At 60.5% G+C, this 20,483-nt stretch carries 20 protein-coding genes and 1 pseudogene; 13 read left to right on the forward strand and 8 right to left on the reverse strand.

What is annotated here, in order from left to right:
- Together WDZ78_RS11410 and WDZ78_RS11415 are read left to right on the forward strand one after the other, a co-directional pair.
- Positions 1-1,626: a cisplatin damage response ATP-dependent DNA ligase gene (locus WDZ78_RS11410; protein ID WP_425673074.1), complete on the forward strand. Its 1,626-nt coding sequence runs from the start codon at positions 1-3 to the stop codon at positions 1,624-1,626.
- A gap of 174 nt (positions 1,627-1,800) precedes the next feature.
- On the forward strand, positions 1,801-2,766 hold the full coding sequence (locus WDZ78_RS11415; protein ID WP_425673075.1) for an alpha/beta hydrolase family protein: 966 nt from the start codon (positions 1,801-1,803) through the stop codon (positions 2,764-2,766).
- Between the two features lie 38 nt (positions 2,767-2,804).
- On the opposite strand, the gene WDZ78_RS11420 is transcribed toward WDZ78_RS11415, so the two are convergent.
- Complete coding sequence (locus WDZ78_RS11420; protein WP_020009594.1) at positions 2,805-3,587, reverse strand: glycosyltransferase family 32 protein; 783 nt, start codon at positions 3,585-3,587, stop codon at positions 2,805-2,807.
- Between the two features lie 153 nt (positions 3,588-3,740).
- Positions 3,741-6,455, reverse strand: a complete 2,715-nt coding sequence (locus tag WDZ78_RS11425; protein WP_425673076.1) for a heavy metal translocating P-type ATPase — start codon at positions 6,453-6,455, stop codon at positions 3,741-3,743.
- A gap of 166 nt (positions 6,456-6,621) precedes the next feature.
- Between WDZ78_RS11425 and WDZ78_RS11430 the strand changes: the two genes are divergently transcribed.
- A complete protein-coding gene (locus WDZ78_RS11430; protein ID WP_425673077.1) occupies positions 6,622-7,530 on the forward strand; it encodes a L,D-transpeptidase in 909 nt (302 codons plus the stop codon).
- A gap of 155 nt (positions 7,531-7,685) precedes the next feature.
- Positions 7,686-8,411 (forward strand): L,D-transpeptidase, encoded by a 726-nt coding sequence (locus WDZ78_RS11435; protein ID WP_020009597.1) that lies wholly within the window; start codon positions 7,686-7,688, stop codon positions 8,409-8,411.
- A gap of 198 nt (positions 8,412-8,609) precedes the next feature.
- Here the strand turns inward: WDZ78_RS11435 and WDZ78_RS11440 are convergent, their stop codons facing one another.
- A complete protein-coding gene (locus tag WDZ78_RS11440) occupies positions 8,610-9,068 on the reverse strand; it encodes a MarR family winged helix-turn-helix transcriptional regulator (protein WP_020009598.1) in 459 nt (152 codons plus the stop codon).
- A 191-nt stretch (positions 9,069-9,259) separates the two neighbouring features.
- Here WDZ78_RS11440 and WDZ78_RS11445 point away from each other — a divergent pair, with 191 nt between their 5' ends.
- From WDZ78_RS11445 to WDZ78_RS11455, 3 genes are all read left to right on the forward strand, one after another.
- A complete protein-coding gene (locus WDZ78_RS11445) occupies positions 9,260-9,682 on the forward strand; it encodes an organic hydroperoxide resistance protein (RefSeq protein ID WP_003509379.1) in 423 nt (140 codons plus the stop codon).
- Positions 9,683-9,791: 109 nt separating this feature from the next.
- Positions 9,792-10,175, forward strand: coding sequence for an MbcA/ParS/Xre antitoxin family protein (locus WDZ78_RS11450; protein WP_020813092.1), 384 nt, complete (start codon positions 9,792-9,794; stop codon positions 10,173-10,175).
- Positions 10,135-10,896, forward strand: a complete 762-nt coding sequence (locus WDZ78_RS11455; RefSeq protein ID WP_425673078.1) for an RES family NAD+ phosphorylase — start codon at positions 10,135-10,137, stop codon at positions 10,894-10,896. The genes WDZ78_RS11450 and WDZ78_RS11455 overlap by 41 nt, the downstream gene beginning before the upstream one ends.
- Positions 10,897-10,934: 38 nt before the next feature.
- Here WDZ78_RS11455 and WDZ78_RS11460 read toward each other — a convergent pair whose 3' ends face one another.
- The 3 genes from WDZ78_RS11460 to WDZ78_RS11470 form a co-directional block, all read right to left on the reverse strand.
- Entirely contained in the window at positions 10,935-12,449 is a 1,515-nt protein-coding gene (locus WDZ78_RS11460; protein WP_425673079.1) for an ABC-F family ATP-binding cassette domain-containing protein, read from the reverse strand.
- A gap of 386 nt (positions 12,450-12,835) precedes the next feature.
- The gene (locus tag WDZ78_RS11465) at positions 12,836-13,258 is read right to left on the reverse strand and encodes a YciI family protein (protein ID WP_425673080.1); all 423 of its coding nucleotides are present in this window, start codon (positions 13,256-13,258) and stop codon (positions 12,836-12,838) included.
- A gap of 101 nt (positions 13,259-13,359) precedes the next feature.
- On the reverse strand, positions 13,360-13,806 hold the full coding sequence (locus tag WDZ78_RS11470) for a MarR family winged helix-turn-helix transcriptional regulator (protein WP_003522235.1): 447 nt from the start codon (positions 13,804-13,806) through the stop codon (positions 13,360-13,362).
- A 149-nt stretch (positions 13,807-13,955) separates the two neighbouring features.
- Here WDZ78_RS11470 and WDZ78_RS11475 point away from each other — a divergent pair, with 149 nt between their 5' ends.
- From WDZ78_RS11475 to WDZ78_RS11485, 3 genes are all read left to right on the forward strand, one after another.
- Positions 13,956-14,684, forward strand: coding sequence for a DUF899 domain-containing protein (locus WDZ78_RS11475; protein WP_020009604.1), 729 nt, complete (start codon positions 13,956-13,958; stop codon positions 14,682-14,684).
- A gap of 27 nt (positions 14,685-14,711) precedes the next feature.
- Positions 14,712-15,206 (forward strand): DUF1579 domain-containing protein, encoded by a 495-nt coding sequence (locus tag WDZ78_RS11480; protein ID WP_026363488.1) that lies wholly within the window; start codon positions 14,712-14,714, stop codon positions 15,204-15,206.
- A gap of 95 nt (positions 15,207-15,301) precedes the next feature.
- Positions 15,302-16,081, forward strand: a complete 780-nt coding sequence (locus WDZ78_RS11485; RefSeq protein ID WP_425673081.1) for a VOC family protein — start codon at positions 15,302-15,304, stop codon at positions 16,079-16,081.
- Between the two features lie 40 nt (positions 16,082-16,121).
- Here the strand turns inward: WDZ78_RS11485 and WDZ78_RS11490 are convergent.
- Positions 16,122-17,017 (reverse strand): annotated as a pseudogene (locus WDZ78_RS11490) (LysR family transcriptional regulator).
- A 122-nt stretch (positions 17,018-17,139) separates the two neighbouring features.
- Here WDZ78_RS11490 and WDZ78_RS11495 point away from each other — a divergent pair.
- From WDZ78_RS11495 to WDZ78_RS11505, 3 genes are read left to right on the forward strand one after another with little or no spacing between them, the layout of a single operon-like run.
- Positions 17,140-17,862 carry an SDR family oxidoreductase gene (locus WDZ78_RS11495; protein WP_425673082.1) on the forward strand — a complete coding sequence of 241 codons (723 nt, stop codon included), beginning with the start codon at positions 17,140-17,142 and terminating at the stop codon, positions 17,860-17,862.
- A 10-nt stretch (positions 17,863-17,872) separates the two neighbouring features.
- Positions 17,873-18,349 carry a carboxymuconolactone decarboxylase family protein gene (locus WDZ78_RS11500; RefSeq protein WP_425673083.1) on the forward strand — a complete coding sequence of 159 codons (477 nt, stop codon included), beginning with the start codon at positions 17,873-17,875 and terminating at the stop codon, positions 18,347-18,349.
- Complete coding sequence (locus WDZ78_RS11505; protein ID WP_020009610.1) at positions 18,346-18,696, forward strand: Atu4866 domain-containing protein; 351 nt, start codon at positions 18,346-18,348, stop codon at positions 18,694-18,696. Before WDZ78_RS11500 ends, WDZ78_RS11505 begins: the two co-directional genes overlap by 4 nt.
- A gap of 56 nt (positions 18,697-18,752) precedes the next feature.
- Here WDZ78_RS11505 and WDZ78_RS11510 read toward each other — a convergent pair whose 3' ends face one another.
- Positions 18,753-20,324 (reverse strand): helicase HerA-like C-terminal domain-containing protein, encoded by a 1,572-nt coding sequence (locus WDZ78_RS11510; protein ID WP_020009611.1) that lies wholly within the window; start codon positions 20,322-20,324, stop codon positions 18,753-18,755.
- Positions 20,325-20,483: the final 159 nt, after the last annotated feature.

Consider the following 20,483-nt stretch of genomic DNA (forward strand, 5'->3'; position numbering starts at 1 on the left):
ATGAAAGCCTTCGCCACCCTTCTCGATCGCCTCGTTCTCACCCCCTCGCGCAACGGCAAGCTGAAGCTGCTGACCGATTATTTCCGCGATACGCCCGATCCCGACCGGGGTTACGGGCTGGCAGCGATTGCCGGCACGCTGGACCTCAAAAGCGTCAAGCCGGCCCTGCTGCGCGAGCTGGTGCTGGAGCGGATGGATGAAGTGCTGTTCCGCTATTCCTATGATTATGTGGGCGATCTGGCCGAGACCATATCGCTGGTCTGGGGCAATATCGGCGGCGCGGATGACGCCGAGGCTCAGGACCCGCGTCTCGGCGAAGTCGTCACACTGATGAATTCACTCGGCCGCACGGAGGTGCGCGGCGCGGTGCGCGATCTGCTCGACCGGCTCGATACGTCCTCGCGTTTCGCTTTCCTCAAACTTGCAACCGGCAGCCTGCGCATCGGCGTTTCGGCGCGGCTGGCGCGTCAGGCGCTGGCGGATTTTGCCGGGAAAGACATCACCGAGATCGAGACCCTCTGGCACGGGCTGACGCCGCCCTATACGCCGCTTTTCGCATGGCTTGAGGGCAGGTCGGACCGGCCGGTGCTGGCGACACCAGCCATCTTCCACTCGGTGATGCTGGCGACGCCGGTGGCCGATGGCGATCTCGATGGGCTGGACCCGACCGACTATGCCGCCGAATGGAAATGGGACGGCATTCGCGTGCAGCTGTCCCGCGCCGGTGGGACACGAAAACTCTATTCCCGTTCCGGCGACGATATTTCCGGCGCCTTTCCAGACGTTCTGGAGGCGATCGATTTCGAAGGTGTGATGGATGGCGAGTTGCTGATTGGCGGGACAGTGCGGTCCAACAATCTCACCCGCACCTTTTCCGACCTGCAGCAGCGGCTGAACCGCAAGACGGTGACGGCAAAGATGCTGGACGACTATCCCGCCTTCATCCGCGCCTATGACCTGCTGTTCGATGGCGAGAGCGATATCCGCGCGCAGACCTATCTGGAGCGCCGCGGCAGGCTGTCCGATATCATCGAGCATGCCCCGCATGACCGTTTCGACCTGTCGCCGCTGATCGGCTTTTCCAGCTGGACGGAGCTCGACACGCTGCGTGCCGCGCCGCCTGATCCTGTCATCGAGGGCGTGATGATCAAGCGCCGTGACAGCGCCTATCAGGCCGGCCGCGCCAAGGGGCCGTGGTTCAAGTGGAAAAGAGATCCTTACAACATCGACGCTGTCATGATGTATGCCCAGCGCGGCCACGGCAAAAGGTCGAGCTATTATTCCGATTTCACCTTCGGCGTCTGGGCGGAAGGCGAGGGTGGCGAACAGCTCGTACCCGTCGGCAAGGCCTATTTCGGCTTCACCGATGCGGAGCTGGAGGTGCTGGACAAGTTCGTTCGCGACAACACCGTCGAGCGCTTCGGTCCGGTGCGGGCGGTGCGCGCCACGCCGGATTTCGGTTTTGTGCTTGAAGTGGCCTTCGAAGGTATCAACCGCTCCACCCGCCACAAATCCGGCGTCGCCATGCGCTTCCCCCGCATTGCCCGGCTGCGCGCCGACAAGCTGCCGGCGGAAGCAGACAGGCTTTCGACGCTGGTGGCGATGATCGATGGTGCGGAGGGGTAGGGGGCTGCGCCGCTTCCCTCATTACCGTGACTAGTGCAGGAGCAAGGAAAGTGTTTTGTCCAGAAATTGCCATGATGGCTGCGAATACATTGTTGTCATTCGCGAATCCGTGATTGGACAGCCTCCCGCCGCAGTGTTGAACTGCTGATACAACCATCCTCGTCAGGTGAACATATGGCAGACAAACGCTTTCTTTCCTCACCCTTCGGACAGGAAGAGAGCGGCTTGATCTCGCCGGGCATGACGCGGCGCAGAGTGCTGGCAGGCGCCGTGGGACTGTCAGCGGCAGTTATCCTGCCGCCCGCCGTGAAAGCGGGCATTCCCACACCCGAAGTTTTGCCGCTGGAAAGGCAGGATTATGCGGAGGCCCGCCGACGTTTCCATACCCATCTGCTGCGCAAGATGGCCGCGCCGGAAAAATCCTCGGCGCTTGGCACGCCGCCAGGGGCGGAGCGTGTCACCTATTCCGGCGGGCCGGATGGCTCGATCGAACTTGTCGCCTGGCTCTCCCACTATCAGCCGTCAAAAACGCTGAAACCCGCCGTACTTTTTCTCCACGGCGGCAACGCCACCGGTGACGGCCACTGGGCGCTGATGAAGCCCTATTGGGAGGCGGGCTTCGTCGTGATGCTTCCATCCTTTCGCGGCGAAAACGGCCAGAATGGCAATTATTCCGGCTTTTACGACGAAACGGCGGATGCGCTGGCGGCGGCGACCTATCTGGAAAACCTTCCCGGCATCGACAGGAAGCGGTTCTTCATCGCCGGCCATTCCAATGGCGGCACGCTGACGCTTCTGGCCGCCATGAGCCGCAAATTCCGCGCCGCCGCGCCCATATCGGCAGGGGTCAATTCCTGGCGTTATTTCAACCGCTATAGCGACGAGATCTGTTTCGACGAAACCGACGAGCGCGAATTCATCATGCGCTCTTCCGTCTGTTTCGGCCCCAGCCTCAAATGCCCGGCGCTGCTTTTACGCGGCACGGAGGAGCGGCCCTTCGATGCCGATCACCAGCTTTTTGTGGACCGCGCCCTGACATCCGGCTTCAAGGTCGATAAAAAACTGCTGCCCGGCAGCCATAATGGCGTGGTTCCGGGCGCGGTGGAAGAAAGCATCCGCTTTTTCAATGGTTTCGTCTAAACGCGATATTGCGCGGCTGCTTGCCGGCGCATGGCGTCCTAGTTCTTGACGATGGACGTCTTGGCCTGCTCGGCCCACCATGCGCCGTCTTTTTTGTCGGCATATTGCGCGCGTTTGTTGGTGAATTGCCCCTGCGTGCACATTTCGCGGTAATTGCGAACCGGCAGCCCGAGTTCCTTGACGACGGCATGCACCACCGTCGGACCCGTCATGTCATAGACGCTGACGAGCGTTCCCTCTTCGATATTCTGGGCAATACGATCGGCCATCAGCCTCAGCGCCGGGTGACCGGGTTTCGATGCCATGAAGTAATTTGTGATTTCGCCATTTTTCATGGCGATGAAAACGGCGTCTTCATCCGCGCCGATCACATCTTCCGGGCGGGCCGCAAAGTTGGAATCGATATCCAGATAGATGCCGCCTTCCTGCAGAAGAACCAGAATACGCCAGAAATCCGCCTTGGCGGCGCCGACCTGCAATCGACGGAAGGCATCGGCATAACGTCCGGGAAAATGCCGGTCGATATAGGCCTGGCACGCCTCGTCATCATGGTAGCGATATTCGAATTCCGGCGTCAGCCAGCGGTTGAACAGGAAATTCGCATAGATCGGCGTCGTTACCCGGTTGGAGTAATTCGTCTGCCAGATGATGCGCGGAATGGCTTTTTCCGATTTCGGGCTGCGTCTGGCAGGCTGATACTCCGGAAGCGTCTTTCTTCTGCCGGGGCGGATGAAGAGATCGATGGAGAAAACAACCTTGACGATGTTGCCGCCGATCTTGATCGCGCGGTACGCAATGCGGTTATAGCCAGTTTTAACCAAGTTCAGCGCTCCTGCGCGTGGAATCGTTTGTCACGCGCGTGGAAAACGGCGGCACGCGGTATTTATTGGACGCAATTAGTTTGTCAATACGCTGAAAATGAGACCGGCCGAGCCCGGATTAACGAGGCTCGGCCGGTTTGGGAGGGGCTGCAATCAGGCTTTGTTGCGGTTGAAATATCCAAGCAGCCGCATGGCGTTTGCGGTGACCAGAACCGTAGCGCCCGTATCGGCGAAAACGGCGAGCCACAGGCCGGAAAGGCCGGTGACGGTCGTCACCAGAAACACTGCCTTCAGGCCGAGCGCGATCGTCACGTTCTGGCGGATATTGCTCATGGTGGCGCGTGACAGGCCGATGAGGCGGGCGGCATCGCCGACATTGTTGCGCATCAGCGCCGCATCCGCCGCTTCCATCGCCACGTCAGTGCCCGAGCCGATGGCGACGCCGACGCTGGCCGCCGCAAGGGCCGGCGCATCATTGATGCCGTCACCCACCATCACCACGGTCTTCTTTTCGGCAAGCTTGCGGATTTCCTCGACCTTGTTCTGCGGCAGGAGTTCGCCGCGCGCCTCAAGGCCCAGCTTGTTGCCGATGGCCTTTGCCGTGCGGGCATTGTCACCCGACAGCATCAGCGAGGAAATGCCCATCTCCTTCAGCGCTTTCACACCTTCGGCGGCATCCTTGCGCGGCTCGTCACGCATGGCGAAGAGGCCGCTTGCCGCCCCGCCGACTATCACGACGGCCACCGTCTTGCCTTCGCTCTCCAGCGTGGAGATGCGGTCGGCCAGTTCCTTGGAGACGGTGCCGACTTCGGTTGCAAAGCGCGGCGCGCCGATGAACAGGTCTTTTCCGCCGACATTGCCCTGCATGCCGCGACCGGAAATCGCCTTGATGTTGGAGCCTGGCAGGGGCTTTACGCCGAGCTTTTCGGCATGATTGACGATGGCGCGGGCGAGCGGATGGCTCGATTCATGCTCGATGGTCGCGGCCGCCGCGATCAGGCCGGCCTCGTTGCCGTCAAGCGCCACAACGTCAGTCACGACGGGTTCGCCAAGCGTCAGCGTGCCGGTCTTGTCGAAAGCGACGGTTTCGGTGCGCGCCAGCATTTCGATGACCGCGCCGCCCTTCACCAGCATGCCGTGGCGTGCCGCAGCCGAAAGGCTGGAGGCTATGGCCGCGGGAACCGAAATGACCAGCGCGCAGGGGCAACCGATCAGCAGCAGGGCGAGACCGCGATAAATCCACGTATCCCAGTCACCGAGGCCGGCGAGCGGCGGCACGATGATGGTGAGCACGGAGATCGCCACGATCAACGGCATATAATAACGCGAGAAGCTCTGGATGAAGCGCTCGGTCGGGGCACGCGCATCCTGCGCTTCTTCGACAAGCGTGATGATGCGGGCAATGGTATTGTCTTCCGGCGCGCGGTCGACACGGATGCGCAGCGAGCCGTCATGGTTGATGGAACCGGCAAAAACGCGTGCGCCCTTTTCCTTGGCGACGGGAATGCTCTCTCCGGTCATCGGCGATTCGTCGACGCTGGACTGGCCTTCCATGACAACGCCATCGGCGGCGATACGGTCGCCGGGACGCGCCACGACCACCTGGCCGATGCGCACCTGATCGGCGGCAACCTGCCGAAGCGCACCGTTTTCCTCCACCAGCGCCGTCTTCGGCAAGAGCGAACCGAGCGCCTTGATGCCAGAGCGCGCACGGGCGGCGGCAAAGCCTTCCAGCAATTCACCGACGGAGAAGAGCAGCACGACAATGGCCGCCTCTTCCGCCTCGCCGATGATGATCGCGCCAATGGCGGCAATCGTCATCAGCATCTCGATGGTGAAGACCGCACCGAAACGGGCGGCATTGAAGGCATTCTTCGCGATCGGGAAGAGCGTGACCAGCGTGGCGATGATGAAGGCATAACCGCCCCATGTGGGGAAGGTCAGTTCCGCCGCATAGGCAATGGCGACCAGAATGGTGCCGGTGAAGGTGTTGCGCGCCTTTGCGGTGCGCCACCAGACGCCTTTTTCATCCGCGCCATGGGCATGCCCCACTTCCGCGGCCTGCGCTGCAGACACCGGAGCGGAACCATGCGAATGGCCCGCATGGTCGTGGCCGGAATGATCGTGACCAGAATGGTCATGTTTGGAGTGGTCATGATCATGCCCGCTGCAGGACGCGTGATCGTGCCCGGAATGGTCATGATCTGAATGGTCATGATCCGAATGGTCGTGGTCGTGGTGATGCCCGCCGCACGACCCATGGTCATGGTCGTGATCCGCCACTTTTTCGCGCGCGGACTTTTCCTGCGGCAGCAGGGCCGGTTTAAATCCTAGCTTGCGCAGCGTGTCTTCGATTTTTTCGACCGGGGTTTTGTTCTCGGCCAGCGAGAGGTTCAGCCGTTCGCGGGCAACCGAGACCTTGACGTCGCCAACGCCGGGCAGGCGGGAAAGCGCGGTTTCGATCTTCGCGGCGCAGCTGCCGCAATCCATGCCGCCGACCGAAAAGGTCAGCGCATTGTTCTTGTCAGCGGCCGTTTCGGCCCCGTCATGGTGGTGACCGCCGCAGGAGGAATGGTCGTGATGATCGGCCTCGACCTTTGCCTGGGGAGCCTTTTCGCGCGGCAGCAAAGCGGGTTTGAAGCCAAGCTTGCGCAGCGTGTCCTCGATCTTGTCGACCGAGGTTTTCTGTTCGGCCACCGAGAGGTTCAGCCTTTCACGGGCAACCGACACCTTGACGTCGGCAACGCCGGGCAGGCGTGAGAGCGCGGTTTCGATCTTCGCCGCACAGCTGCCGCAATCCATGCCGCCGACCGTAAAGGTCAGTTCCTCCGATTCCCTGTTCAAACTGCCGCGTGTCGAAATATTCATGGTTTCGCTCCTGAATTCCAGTCGACAGTCAATCTGGCACCTCTAGCAACTAGAGCTTCAAGAGGAAAAATGCGGGTTTTCGATTTTTTTTGAAAAACCGACGCCAGCTTCGCGCCAGCCGCACGGTTCATCATGACGGTAGATTGGATTCCATGAAGCGGTTCAGATGATAGCACTCCTTTTGAAAAATGGTCGCCGGGCGGCCTCTCTGGTCGGGCTTGCGCTGCTGCCTCTCATGAGCGGCTGCCTTTTCGTGACGGATACGACCCGGATGGACCCTGACGTCTTCGTCAGGGAAACGGCGCCGGTGTTCAATTTCAACTCCGTCAGTTCCAATCGCCAGCCGGAACTGCCGCCGCAGCCGGGCCAGCTTTCGACGCGCCCGCCGGATCTGTTCAGAACCCGCTTCCATCAGGAATACGGCCCGCCGGTGCGCGGGCAGGGGCTCAGTGCGCCGCAGGTGCAGGGTTTTAACGCGCAGCAGCCGCAGGGCCAGACGATGGCCTATGGCCTGCCCGTCTCCAACCCGCTGCATCGGGTCATGTATGGCCCTATCCGCGACGAGGACCGCTCGCTGCCCGCCATTCCCTATGGGCGCATCGATCCACGTTATCTCCGGCAGGAAGTCAGTTACCAGACGGCGGAAGCGCCGGGCACCATCGTCGTCGATACAAGGCAGCATTTCCTTTATCTCGTGCAGTCCGGCGGCAAGGCGATCCGTTACGGCGTTGGGCTGGGGCGTGACGGTTATGCCTGGTCGGGCCGCGGCAAGATCCAGTGGAAGGCGAAATGGCCGCGCTGGACGCCGCCCGATGAAATGGTCAAGCGCCAGCCGGAACTCGCCTCCATCTCCGCCGCCAATGGCGGCATGACGCCCGGCCTCAACAACCCGCTCGGCGCACGCGCGCTTTATATTTTCAAGGACGGCAAGGACACGCTTTACCGCGTGCATGGCACACCGGACTGGCAGTCCGTCGGCAAGGCAACGTCCTCCGGCTGCGTACGCATGCTCAATCAGGATGTGATCGATCTTTACGAACGCGTGCCGCAAGGGGCGCAGATTGTGGTTATCTGAACACGTTCTAAAAGAAAGAGATATGGGACCCATTCCGCCAGCACCTTGTGACTGGCTTTTAGCGGTCGGTTAACTATTTTCGCAATACGCATGACACGGAACAAATGACGTACAGCGGCGATATAGCCGTTCGAAATGTGGGACAAACCGGCCTTATGACAAGCACCGACACAGATCTTTCCAGACGCACCTTCCTTTCCCTTCTTGGCCTCTCCTCCGCTTCGCTTCTCGCAGGCTGCGCCTCATCGGGCACGGGAGACGCCATCCGTCAGCAGGCGAGCGCCATCGGCACCGATTTCCGGCAGATGTTTTCGCCGGGCGTCAGCGATGCGGAACTGGCCGTCATGTACGGCTCGGTTGAGGATGGCGGTTACGTCATTCCCGCCGTACCCTATCAGAAAATCGACCGGCGTTATTACCGCCAGCGGGTTGTCGATCCGACCGGCGAGCGCCCGGGCACCGTTGTCGTCGATACACGCTCGCGCTTCCTTTATGTCGTGGAGCAGGGCGGCAGCGCCATGCGTTACGGCGTCGGCATCGGCCGCGATGGTTTCGCCTGGTCGGGCGAGGGCGTCATCCAGTGGCGTCAGAAATGGCCGAAATGGACCCCGCCGGATGAGATGGTCGCCCGCCAGCCGGAACTGGTCAAATATTCCTCCAAGAATGGCGGCATGCCGCCGGGCCTGAAGAACCCGCTTGGCGCGCGCGCCCTTTATATCTTCCAGAACGGCAAGGACACGCTTTACCGTCTCCACGGCTCGCCGGAATGGAATTCCATCGGCAAGGCAGTCTCTTCCGGCTGCGTGCGCCTGATGAACCAGGACGTCATCGACCTCTATGACCGCGTGCCTCAGAAGGCCCGTGTGGTGGTCTGGCAATAAGCCGAAAACGTTTCGAATAAAAAGGCGGCCTTGGTGCCGCCTTTAATTTAAGGAAAACCTGTCCCCATACTCGACGTCATCCTCGGGCTCGTCCCGAGGATCCAATCACGTCGCACTAAATCAATACGTTGCAGATGCTCGGGACAGGCCCGAGCATGACGGCAGAGAGATTATCAGCCCTTGCGACTTGCCGGAGGGTTACGGACGGCTGAGACTGTCCTTAAGCGCATTCACCCGGTCGCGAATCTGCACCAGTTCCTCCAGCCCGCAGCCGGTGGCGCTGCCGATCGCCGCCATGATCTTCACGCCCTCTTTTTTGAGGTTCGCGCCCTTCGGCGTCAGGGCCACCAGCACCTGCCGCTCGTCCACGGTGCCGCGTTTGCGGGTGATCAGCCCCGCATGTTCCAGCCTTTTCAGCAATGGCGACAGCGTGCCGGAATCAAGGCCCAGCATTTCGCCAAGCGCCTTGACGGTGGACGTCTCCTTTTCCCACAGCGCCATCATGACCAGATATTGCGGATAGGTCAGCCCGATCGGGTCGAGCAGCGGTTTATAGGCGCGTGTGAAGGCGTGTGCCGCGCCATAAAGGGCAAAACATATCTGCTGGTCCAGCCTCAACAGGCTTTCCATCTTCTTCTCGTCGCCCTCTGCGTCCATTTTCGTGCTCCAAAATCAACCGGGGAGGGAACAATCAGCCCCCGCTTTCGGTTCCTGCCGCATGGATGCGCGGCGAAATTTCGTGAAAATTATCGCAAAAAACGATTTCGTATTCAACGTGCAAAATTATATTGCGCAAAATTAAATTGTTCGCTATAAGAACTCAACACCAACCCGAAGGAGTAAATGTCATGCCCATTCTCTACACGACCAAAGCATCCGCCACCGGTGGCCGCGCCGGCAACGCCAAGTCGGAAGACGGCGTTCTCGACGTTACGCTGACCGTTCCGAAGGAACTGGGCGGCGATGGCGCCCGTGGCACCAATCCGGAACAGCTTTTCGCAGCCGGTTATTCCGCCTGCTTCCTGGGCGCGCTGAAATTTGTCGCCGGCAAGGAAAAGGTAAAGATTCCTGAAGACACCACTGTGACGGCAACCGTCGGTATCGGCCCGCGCGAAGATGGCGGCGGTTTCGGCATCGAAGTGTCGCTGAAGGCAAATATTCCGGGCGTCGAGCGCGAAGTCGCCGAAAAGCTGGTTGCTGCCGCTCACATCGTCTGCCCTTACAGCCACGCCATGCGCACCTCCACGGAAGTGCCGGTCTCGGTGGCCTGATCCAATCCGCGTGAGCAATTCCATGTGAGCAATGAGGCCGGGTTTATCCCGGCCTTCTTGTTTGTGGAAAGAAACATGCTATATTCTTTCCAAGGAAAGGATGTGCGCCATGAATATTCACGCCAAGACCGCCATGGATCCTGCTTCGCAGGGCAGGGTCGTCACCAAGGCCGTTATGACGGCTGCCGAGCGGCTGGGCCTGAATGCCGCCCGCACGGCGGATATCCTCGGTGTTTCCGCGCCGACGGTGTCGCGCATGAAGCGGCTGGATTTCCTGCTGGAGCCGGGCGCCAAGTCCTTCGAGCTTGCGGTGCTGCTGATCCGGGTCTTTCGCTCGCTGGATGCGATTACCGGCGGCGATGAGGCGGTGGCCAAAAACTGGCTGCGCAATCACAATACGGCGCTTGATGCCGTGCCTGCCGAGAGGCTCACCACCATTACCGGATTGATCGATGTCCTCTCCTATCTGGACGCCCGACGCGCTCCTGTCTGAAAAACGCGCCGTATCGGGAAAATACTGGCGGCTGGTGGAAGCGCAGCATCAGGTATCCACCATGAAGCTGGTGGATACGGTGGAGGAGCAATCGCTGCTGGAAGATATTCTGGAGGCGAGTAAACGGCCCTTTCCGCCGGAATGTGTAGGTTTCGACTATCTTCTTGCGACGCCCTTCCGTTATGGCGCCGCCTATCCGCACGGCTCGCGGTTCCGCCGGGCGGGCTTTACCGAGGGCGTTTATTACGCCGCCGCGAAGGTGGAAACCGCGCTTGCCGAAATGGCCTTCTACCGACTGCTGTTTTATGCGGAATCCCCTGGCACGCCGCTGCCCGCCAATCCCGCCGATTATTCCGCCTTTGCCGCCCGTATCGCCACCAATGCGGCGCTGGATTTGACGAAACCGGGACTGAGCCGCGACGAGGCGCAGTGGACCGATCTGCAAAATTACGAGCCATGCCAGGCGCTGGCCGAGCAGGCACGTGTGGCCAAGATCGAGGCGATCCTTTACCGCTCGGTGCGCGATCCCCAGGGCGGCCTCAATATTGCGGTCCTGTCGCCAAAGGCCTTTGCCGAAAAAGCGCCGGTGGAACGGATGAGCTGGCGCATCCGCCTGTCGAAGACGGGCGTGCAGGCGCTGTGCGAATTTCCGATGCGCAGAACGGGGTTTGCGGTCTCGGATTTCGCTGGCGATCCACGCCTCGCCAGCCTTTTGGGCTGACGGGCGTTTGCTTGTTTTACCTCGGCCCTCAAGGACCATCAAGCCGAAGCGAAAAACGCTTCGGGATCGTCGACTTCCACAAGTTTGCGCTTGTCGATCAGCCAGAAACGGGTTCCGACCGCCCGCACGAAACTCCTGTCATGCGAGACGAACACGCAGCTGGCCTCACGGCTGATGATTTCCGCCTCCAGCGCTTCCTGCCCGTCTATGTCAAGATGGTTGGTGGGCTCGTCCAGCAGGTAGAAATTCGGCTCCGCCAGCCGCAGCGCCAGCATGGCGAGCCGCGCCTTCTGGCCGCCGGAAAGCGTGGCGATGCGGCGTTTCTGCATCTCCATGTCGATCCCGGCGCCGGCGAGCAGGCCATGGATGCGCTGATCGCCAATATCGAAGCGGCGGGTCATGAACGCCGCCGGCGTGCTGTCGTCGTCGATTTCGGCAAGCGACTGATCGACATATCCGGCCACCAGCGAGGGCGTGGCCTTGACGCCCTCCTGTATCTGGCCACCACCCGATACCGCCGCCTGCAGAAGCGACATCAGCCGCGTCTTGCCGACGCCGTTGCGGCCGAGAATGACGATGCGGTCACCCTGGCGGACAGATTGCCGGCCGGTGCGAAACAGCAATGTTCCGTCCGGCGTCGAAACGGGGACATCTTCCAGCGTCACCAGAACCTTGGCATGGGTGCCGCGATTGGCGAGCTGGATCTTGCCGGCGGAACGCTCGGCATGGGCGGGCCGCGCCTTCTCCTCCAGCTTTTCGGCGCGCTGGCGCAATTGCTTGGTCTTGACGGTCAGAAGATCGCTGCCGGAATTGATGCCGATATTGTTGAGCTTGGCGGCCTGCCGGCGCAATTGCTGCGCGGTTTTCATGTCGCGCTGGAAACGCCGCTCATCGGCGGCATCCTCCTCTTCCAGTGCTAGCCGCGCATGGCCGTAGGGCAACCGGAACAGCGCCGAATTTTCCGGCCGCAGGAACAGCGTGGTCTTCGTGACATTGTCGAGAAAGGCGCGATCATGGCTGACGATGATAACTGCGGTATCGCGCGGCAGCTCAGCGAGCCAGTTTTCCAGCACGTTGATTTTTTCAAGGTCGAGATGGTTGGTCGGCTCATCGAGCAGCAGGACGTCAGGCTCGGTGATCCATGCCCGCGCCAGCATGGCCAGCCTCTGCCAGCCGCCGCTCAGCTGTTTCAGGCGGCGCTCGCGGAACGGCTCCGGCACCAGCATCGCGTCGAAAATAATGTCGGCGCGCCAGCTTTCACTGTCGATCGTGTCCGCCGGCAGGGCGGAAAGCACGGCATCCCGCATCGTCTGTTCCATAAGCCGGGAGGGCAGGTGCTGGTGGACGATGGACTGCGTCAGCCCGCGCAGCCGGGTGATGTCGCCACTGGTGGCGTCCAGCTCACCGGCAAGGCAATTGAGCAGGGTGGACTTGCCGCAGCCATTGGCGGCGACGATGCCGATGCGGTCTCCCGCATTTATGGTGAGGCTGAGATTGGAAAAAAGCGGCTTGCCCAGAATGATTCCGAGGTTTCGAAGCGTGATGATGGTCATAATTTGTCTCTGGCGAAACGGACCCGCGACGAACCGTGGTCTGCGGCAATGCAGTACGGGGTTTCGGTTCGGGATGATCCGTCGTGAAAACATGCGCAACGGCAGACAAGCTGCATTCTGCGCGGCCTTTTGGGCAAACCAGAGTTTTGGTGTTCCGGTCAGCCCTGCAAACGCGTCTGCAGGGCAAAAAGGTGGCAGAGCTGACGATTGCGCCAGAAGCAGGAAATATCCATGCGAAGCCTCCTTTCTTGAAACGGGTTGAACCGCTCCACCATTAACAGCGGTGGTTGTTCGAGGCAATGGCTTTTGAAGCGGGATGCCGTGCGGGAGAATGCGGCAGGCCCGCACCCTCCTGTTTCAATACGGCTCTCGTCCTTGAGCGGCTTTTATTGCTTCGCGACACGCGCGCGCAGCTCTTCGACATGGGCCGCGATTTCAGGCGTTACGACATCGCCGAAATCCTCCATTTCGAACATCGGGCGGATTTCGATCTCGCTGCGCTCCAGCATCGGGTTCGGGCAACGTTTCACCCATTCCACGGCCTCGTCCATGTCCTTCACCGTCCAGATCCAGAAACCGGCGACCAGCTCGTTGGTGTGCGGGAAGGGGCCGTCGACGACAGTGCGGCTGTTGCCGTCGAAAATGACCCTCTTGCCCTTGGAGGAGGGGTGCAGGCCGTCGCCGGATTGCATGATGCCGGCATTGACCAGTTCCTCGTTGAATTTTCCCATTGCCTCCATCAGTTCGGTCGTGGGCATGACGCCATCTTCGCTGCTCTTGGTGGCTTTTACAAAAACGATTGCACGCATGATCTTTCCTCCTTGATCGCGTTGTCCTTGTAGTTTCGCTCCCCGGCACGACGGCCGGATGACATTCTTGCGCACAAAAATGGCGTTATGCCGTCACCCCGTCAGCCGAGATCGATAAGGTCGCGGCGCAGCCGGTCAGGATCGCCGCTGCCGATGCGGGCCTCGATTTCGGCATGGGTCTGTTCCCAGATGGGGAAGGCGGCGGCGAGCACGGCCATGCCATCAGCCGTCAGCCGCAGCCGCTTGCCGCGCTTGTCCTTCGGGTCCTGCTCGATGCTGACCAGCCCGCGCCGTTCCAAAGGCTTCAGCGCCGCCGTCAGCGTCGTGCGGTCCATGGCCAGAAGATTGGCGACCGGTCCCATCGGCGGCGGCTCCGGCCGGTTGAGCGACATCAGCAGCGAAAATTGCCCATTGGTGATGCCGACCGGCTTCAGCGCATTGTCGAACAGCCGCGCCAAGGCCCGCGCCGCACGCTGCGCATGCAGGCAGAGACAGGCGTCCCGCACGAAAAGAGTTGTCGAAAAAGGAATCACGCTGGCGTTTGACATGGGATAAATATGTTGATATCAACCTAATTAGTCAAGCGGAACTTGATGTCCCGCAGACTGTTAATTGCCTTTCAACACAGAAATAGGCGGCGCCCTGCGTTAAAGCGGAGCGGCGCCGTGGTGAAAGACGGATCCAAGGAGGAAAGATCATGTCTCATCCCGTCGTTTCGAAAGAGGAGTGGCTTGCGGCTCGCCGCGATCTGCTGGTGAAGGAAAAGGAACTGACCCGCGCCCGTGACAAGCTGAACGAGGCCCGGCGCGCGTTGCCCTGGGAGGAGGTGACGAAGGAGTATATTTTCGACGCGCCTTCCGGCCCCAAATCGCTACAGGAACTGTTCGGCAACTGCAGCCAGCTGATCGTCTACCACTTCATGCTGGCACCGGACTGGGAGGAGGGCTGTGTCGGCTGCTCCTTCTTTGCCGATCATGTCGATGGCGCGCTGATCCACCTCAAGCATGGCGATGCGGGTTTCGTCGCGGTGTCGCGCGCGCCGCTTGAGAAGATCGAAAGCTACAAAAACCGCATGGGCTGGAAATTCCCGTGGGTTTCCGCCGAAGGCAGCGATTTCAACTATGATTATCAGGCCTCGTTCCGCGACGAGGATATGACCAAAGGCGAAATCACCTATAATTACCGTGACATGGCGCCCTATGGCGACCTGAAGGACCTGCACGGCATCAGCGTTTTCGCCAAGGGCGATGACGGCAAGATCTACCACACCTACTCCACTTACGCCCGCGGCGCGGAGCAGACGCTCGGCACGCTGATGCTTCTCGATCTGGTGCCAAAAGGCCGTAATGAAGAGGAGGTAATGGATTGGGTGCGCCGTCACGACCAGTATGAGGACGCACCGAAGGCCGCTTCCTGCTGCCACTGAAAACTGACGGACGAGGAGGAAACGAAAATGGAAATGGAAATCGCCAAGCCGCAGAAGGAACATGAATTCCTGAAGAGGATCGTCGGAGACTGGGTCATGACCTCCAGTTCCGGTCACGAGGACTACAATGCCGACGACCCGTCGCAGCAATTCACCGAGACCGTCCGCTCCATCGGCGGTTTGTGGATCATCGGCAACGGCACCGGCAAGATGCCTGACGGCACGGATATGACGGCCGTGATCACGGTCGGTTTTGATCCGGCCAAGGGCAATTTCGTCGGCACCTGGGTAGGGTCGATGATGACCAATCTCTGGGTCTACAAGGGCTGGCTGGAAGAGGACGGCAAGACCCTGACGCTGGAAGCGGAAGGTCCCGCCTTCGATGGTTCCGGTGGCACCGCTACCTATCACGACGTGCTGGTGCTGCATGATGATAATCACCGCAGCTTTTCCGGCAGCGTCAAGCAGCCGGACGGCACATTCAAGACCTTCATGACATCGGAGTTCCGGCGCAAGGCCTGAAGCCCGCCGGAATTTCACCTGAGCACCAGCGCCGCCGCGTCCTGCGGCGGGCAATGGCCGAAACACACCCGCCAAACCCTCCATAGGAGACGACAATGTCCGATACACATGGAAAATTCATCTGGGTCGAATTGATGACGCCCGACATGGAAGCGGCAGCCCGCTTTTATGGTCACGTCGTCGGCTGGCAGACCAAGGATTTCGGCTCGCCGGAAATGCCCTATCTGGTGCTGGAGGCCGATGGCAAAGGCATGGGCGGCGTCATGGAACTGACCGACGAGCACAAGGGCCAGGGCATTCCCCCGAACTGGACCGCCTATGTCGATGTCGACGATGTGGACGCCACGGCGAAACAATTCGCCGAAAAGGGCGGCGCGATCAGACGTCCCCCGCAGGATATTCCCGAAATCGGCCGCTTTGCCGTGGTTGCCGATCCCTTTGGTGCGGTGCTCTGTATCATGACGCCGCAGCCGATGGAAACCGGTGGTTTCCCCGAGGATATGCAGGAAAAGCAGGGCCATGTCGGCTGGCATGAACTCTTCACCGATAATGTTGATGAGGCCATGGCCTTCTACGGCGACGTGTTCGGCTGGACCAAGGATCATGATTTCGACATGGGCGACATGGGCCCGTACCGCATCTTCGCCCATAAGGGCAAAGCCGTCGGCGGCATAATGAAACGCATGCCGCAGGTCCCCGTCTGCCATTGGGGTTATTACTTCAATGTGGATGGTATCGATGAAGCCATCACCCGCGTCAGCACCGGCGGCGGCAAGGTCGTCAACGGCCCGATGGAGGTTCCCGGCGGAAGCTGGATCGTCAATTGCGTCGACCCGCAGGGCGCCTATTTCTCGCTGGTTTCGCAGAAGAAATAGTCCTGTTTTCTGATGATCTGCCGGGGCTTGCTCCGGCAGATCACCGCTCTCTCGACAGGCGGACGTGATCGATAAAGGCTCGCAGCTTCGGCGCAAGGTTACGACGGCTGGGGTAATAGAGATAAAATCCCGCAAAGGTCGGGGAATGGTCCTCGAGCATCGAAACGAGCTGTCCGCTCTCCAGATAGGGGCGGAACGTTTCTTCCATGCCGAATGTGATACCCGCACCGGCGCAGGCCAGCTTGATCATCAGCTGCATGTCGTTGGTGGTGAAATCAGGCTCCACCGCTACCGCGAATTCGCGGTCGTTTTCGGCAAATTCCCACCTGTATGGCGCGACACCCGGACGGGCTCGCCAGCCGATACACCTGTGCTCTATCAACTCGCGGGGCTGCGTTGGCAGACCGAAGCGGTCCGATAGCCAGGGGAGCAGACGGCGAGCTGCCGCTGTGGAGCGGAAACCGGAACGGCGATCATGTCCTGCGCGATCAGTTCTCCAAGGCGCACGCCAGCATCGTAATGTTCGGCGACGATGTCGAATTCCTCATCCGTCACGACGATATCAAGCTGCACCTCGGGATGCATGTCCGCAAAGCTTGCAAGCAATGGGCCGGATAAAAATCGCTCGGCTATCGAGGAAACCGCAAGGCGCAGCTGCCCGCGCACGGCGCCGCTCAGGGAAGATGCAGCATTGGCTGCCTGGACGAGATTGCCGATGGATGGCGAGACGTCCGCATAAAGCTGCTGCCCCGCTTCCGTCAGGCTGACGCTGCGTGTCGTTCGCTGCACAAGCGCTATTCCCATTGTCTCTTCAAGCTTGCGGATGGTCTGGCTGACGGCGGACCGGGTTATGCCGAGCCTGTCCGCGACGGCCCGGAAGTTGCGCTCCTCGGCAACCATGCAGAATGTCGAAAGGGCGTTGAGATCAATGTTCATTGGTTAGAAAATCTATCCATTGAGGTAATTATTGAGGCGGTTATCACGACAATGCCCAAGCTTTATCTTGTCCGCAACGGTCGCTTCCAGAAAAAGCGGGCCGTAACACCAAGGAGAAAGCCATGACATTGAACAAAGTCGTTCTCATCACAGGTGCATCGAGCGGGATCGGTGAGGGTACTGCAAGGGAACTGGCCGCTGCGGGAGCAAAGCTGGTGCTCGGTGCGCGTCGCATGGACCGCTTGCAGGTGCTGGCCGAAGAATTGCGCGGGAAGGGCGCCGAGGTCACCATCCATCCGCTTGACGTTACTGACAGACTGAGCGTCGAGGCCTTTGCGGAGGCAGGGCGCAAGGCTTTCGGGCAGGTCGACGTCATCGTCAACAATGCCGGCATCATGCCGCTATCGCTGATGTCGTCGCTCAAGGTCGATGAATGGGACCGCATGATCGACGTCAACATCAAGGGCGTGCTTTATGGCGTCGCCGCCGTTCTGCCCGAGATGGCGGCCCGTTCTTCCGGCCATATCATCAACATCGCCTCCATCGGTGCGCTCGCCGTTTCGCCCACGGCCGCCGTTTATTGCGCGACGAAATTTGCGGTGCGGGCGATTTCGGACGGGCTGCGGCAGGAAAACCGCGACCTGCGGGTTACCTGCATTCACCCCGGCGTGGTGGAAAGCGAACTTGCCCACACCATCACCGATCCGGCCGCTGCGGAGCTGATGCAGACCTATCGGGCCATCGCCTTGAAACCCGACGCCATCGGCCGCGCGGTGCGTTACGCCATCGAGCAGCCCGATGATGTCGACGTCAATGAAATCGTCATCCGACCCACCGCTGCCTGAGGAGGCCGACATGAAAGCGATTTTTCCAACCGTGCTTGCGATTGCCACGCTTGCGGGAAATGCCGCCGCCATCGCCAATCCGCAGCAACTGGATGACAGGCTGAGGCGTGGTGACGACGTCATCCGCAACCTCAACAATGGCCGGCCCCAGGCCAATCTGGAACGTTTGCGCCAGGAGTTTCCTTTCCTCGCCGAAGCGACCGAAGGTTACGCGCTGGGGGAGGTGTGGTCGCGGCCGGGATTGGACAACCGGACCCGCCAGCTGGCCGCCGTTGCGGTCATGGCGGCCCTTGGCGAGCGTGATCTGATGAAGGTCCATGCCGGTTATGCACTCAATGTCGGCGCAACCGACGAGGAACTGAAGGAAATGATCTATCTGATCACGGTTCCCGCAGGTTTTCCCAAAGCCATCGCCGCATCCCGGACGCTGGCTGAGCTGTTCGAGGAACGCCGCGACAACGCTGCATCGGGAGGGCAAAGGCAATGAATATTGTTTCGACATCGGTTGCGCTTCTGCTCGCAACGGCTTCCGCCGATACGGGCTCCCGCAAAGCGAATAACGCCATGGACATGAACATGACCGAAACGGCTCAAATCCAGAACCACCCTTACATCGGCATGTGGGTCACCGGCGATGGCCATGTTCGTCAGGAGCTTTTGCCCAATGGTCGTTATGACGAGGCGCGGGGCAACCGCAAAAGCGCTTATCAGGGGCGATATGAGGTGAAGGGAAACCATATCGACTACTGGGACGATACCGGTTTTACGGCCGACGGCGAATTCGTCGACGACATCCTCTATCACGGCGGCATGATCTTCTATCGCCAGAAGTAGTAGCTGTGCCAATCAAGCGCCGCCCGCCCCATCGGGAGCGGGCGGCGTGCCTGTTTCTATCGCTTCAAACTACCCAAAATCCCGCGCACGATGGCGCGGCCGACGGATGTGGCGACCGAACGGGCCGCACTTTTCATCGCCGCCTCGATCACCGTTTCGCGCTGGTAACCCGTGCGGCGGGCGCCGCCATTGCGGGAACCGGTGGTGGAAGCCTGCGTGGGTTCGTCGCCGAAGCCCGGCAGACGCCAGCGGCCGGAAGCAGTTTCGGACTGGTTTGCGGCATTTTCCTCTTCCGCACGTTTGGCGGCTTCCGCGTCCGCCGCCTTCTGGGCGCGGGCGGCGAGGATTTCGAAGGCCGATTCCCGGTCGATATCCTTGTCGTATTGGCCCGCGACAGGGCTCACATCGATCAGCGACCTGCGCTCCGCATCCGTCAGCGGTCCGACACGGCCGGAAGGCGGGCGCACGAGGGTGCGCTCGACGATGGAGGGTGCGCCCTTGTCATGCAGGGTCGAGATCAGCGCCTCACCGGTGCCGAGCGTGGTGATGGTGTCGGCAGTGTTGAAGGCCGGGTTCTGGCGGAAGGTGTCGGCCGCCGTGCGCACCGCTTTCTGCTCGCGCGGCGTATAGGCGCGAAGCGCATGCTGTACGCGGTTGCCGAGCTGGGCAAGAACGGTTTCCGGCACGTCGAGCGGGTTCTGCGTCACGAAATAGACGCCCACGCCCTTGGAGCGGATAAGGCGCACGACCTGTTCCACGCGTTCCACCAGCACCCGTGGCGCATCGTTGAAGAGCAGATGCGCCTCATCGAAGAAGAACACGAGACGCGGCTTTTCCGGGTCGCCCACCTCAGGCAGTTCTTCGAAGAGTTCCGAGAGCATCCAGAGGAGGAAGGTGGCGTAAAGGCGCGGGTTCATCATCAGCCGGTCGGCGGCAAGAACCGAAATGGTGCCGTGCCCGTCCGTGCCGACGCGCATGATGTCGGCGATCTTCAGCGCCGGTTCGCCAAAGAAATTGGCCGCGCCCTGCTGTTCGAGAACCAGCAGCCCGCGCTGCAGCGATCCGACCGAGGACTTGGAAATCAGGCCGAACTGGTTGGAAAGCTCCGTTGCGTTTTCGCCCATATAATTCAGGAGCGATTGCAGGTCTTTGAGATCGAGCAGCGGCAGCCCGCCCTGATCGGCGATCTTGAAGGCGATGTTGAGCACGCCTTCCTGCGCTTCCGAGGCATCCATCAGCCGGGCGAGCAGCAGGGGGCCCATTTCGGCGATGGTGGCGCGCACGCGATGGCCTTTTTCGCCGTAGAGATCCCAGAAGATGACGGAGGATTTACCGTAGGAAAAATCGGTGAAGCCGATCTGCTCGACGCGTTTCTGCACCCAGTCCTTGGCTTCGCCTTCCGCCGCGATGCCGGAAAGGTCGCCCTTGATATCGGCGCAGAAAACCGGCACGCCGGCCTTGGAGAAACCTTCAGCAAGAACCTGCAACGTCACGGTCTTGCCCGTTCCCGTCGCGCCGGTGATCAGGCCGTGGCGGTTGCCGAATTTCAGTTCCAGATATTCGCCCTTGTTCAGGCTGTCGTCCGGATTGCGGCTGGTCCCGATATAGAGCTGTCCGTCCTGCAACATCGACCATTTTCTCCTGCGGCTGATGCATGACCCTTAAAATCGCGCCGGATTTTGCAAAAGTCATGTCCGAATTAAAAGCGTAGCTGGCATGCGATGACCGTTCCTCGCGAAAGCGGCCTTTTCATAGTTTGGTTGTGATGATCTTATAAGGACAGTTTC

The organism is Agrobacterium sp. M50-1 (genome assembly GCF_049843495.1).
GTDB lineage: Bacteria > Pseudomonadota > Alphaproteobacteria > Rhizobiales > Rhizobiaceae > Agrobacterium > Agrobacterium radiobacter.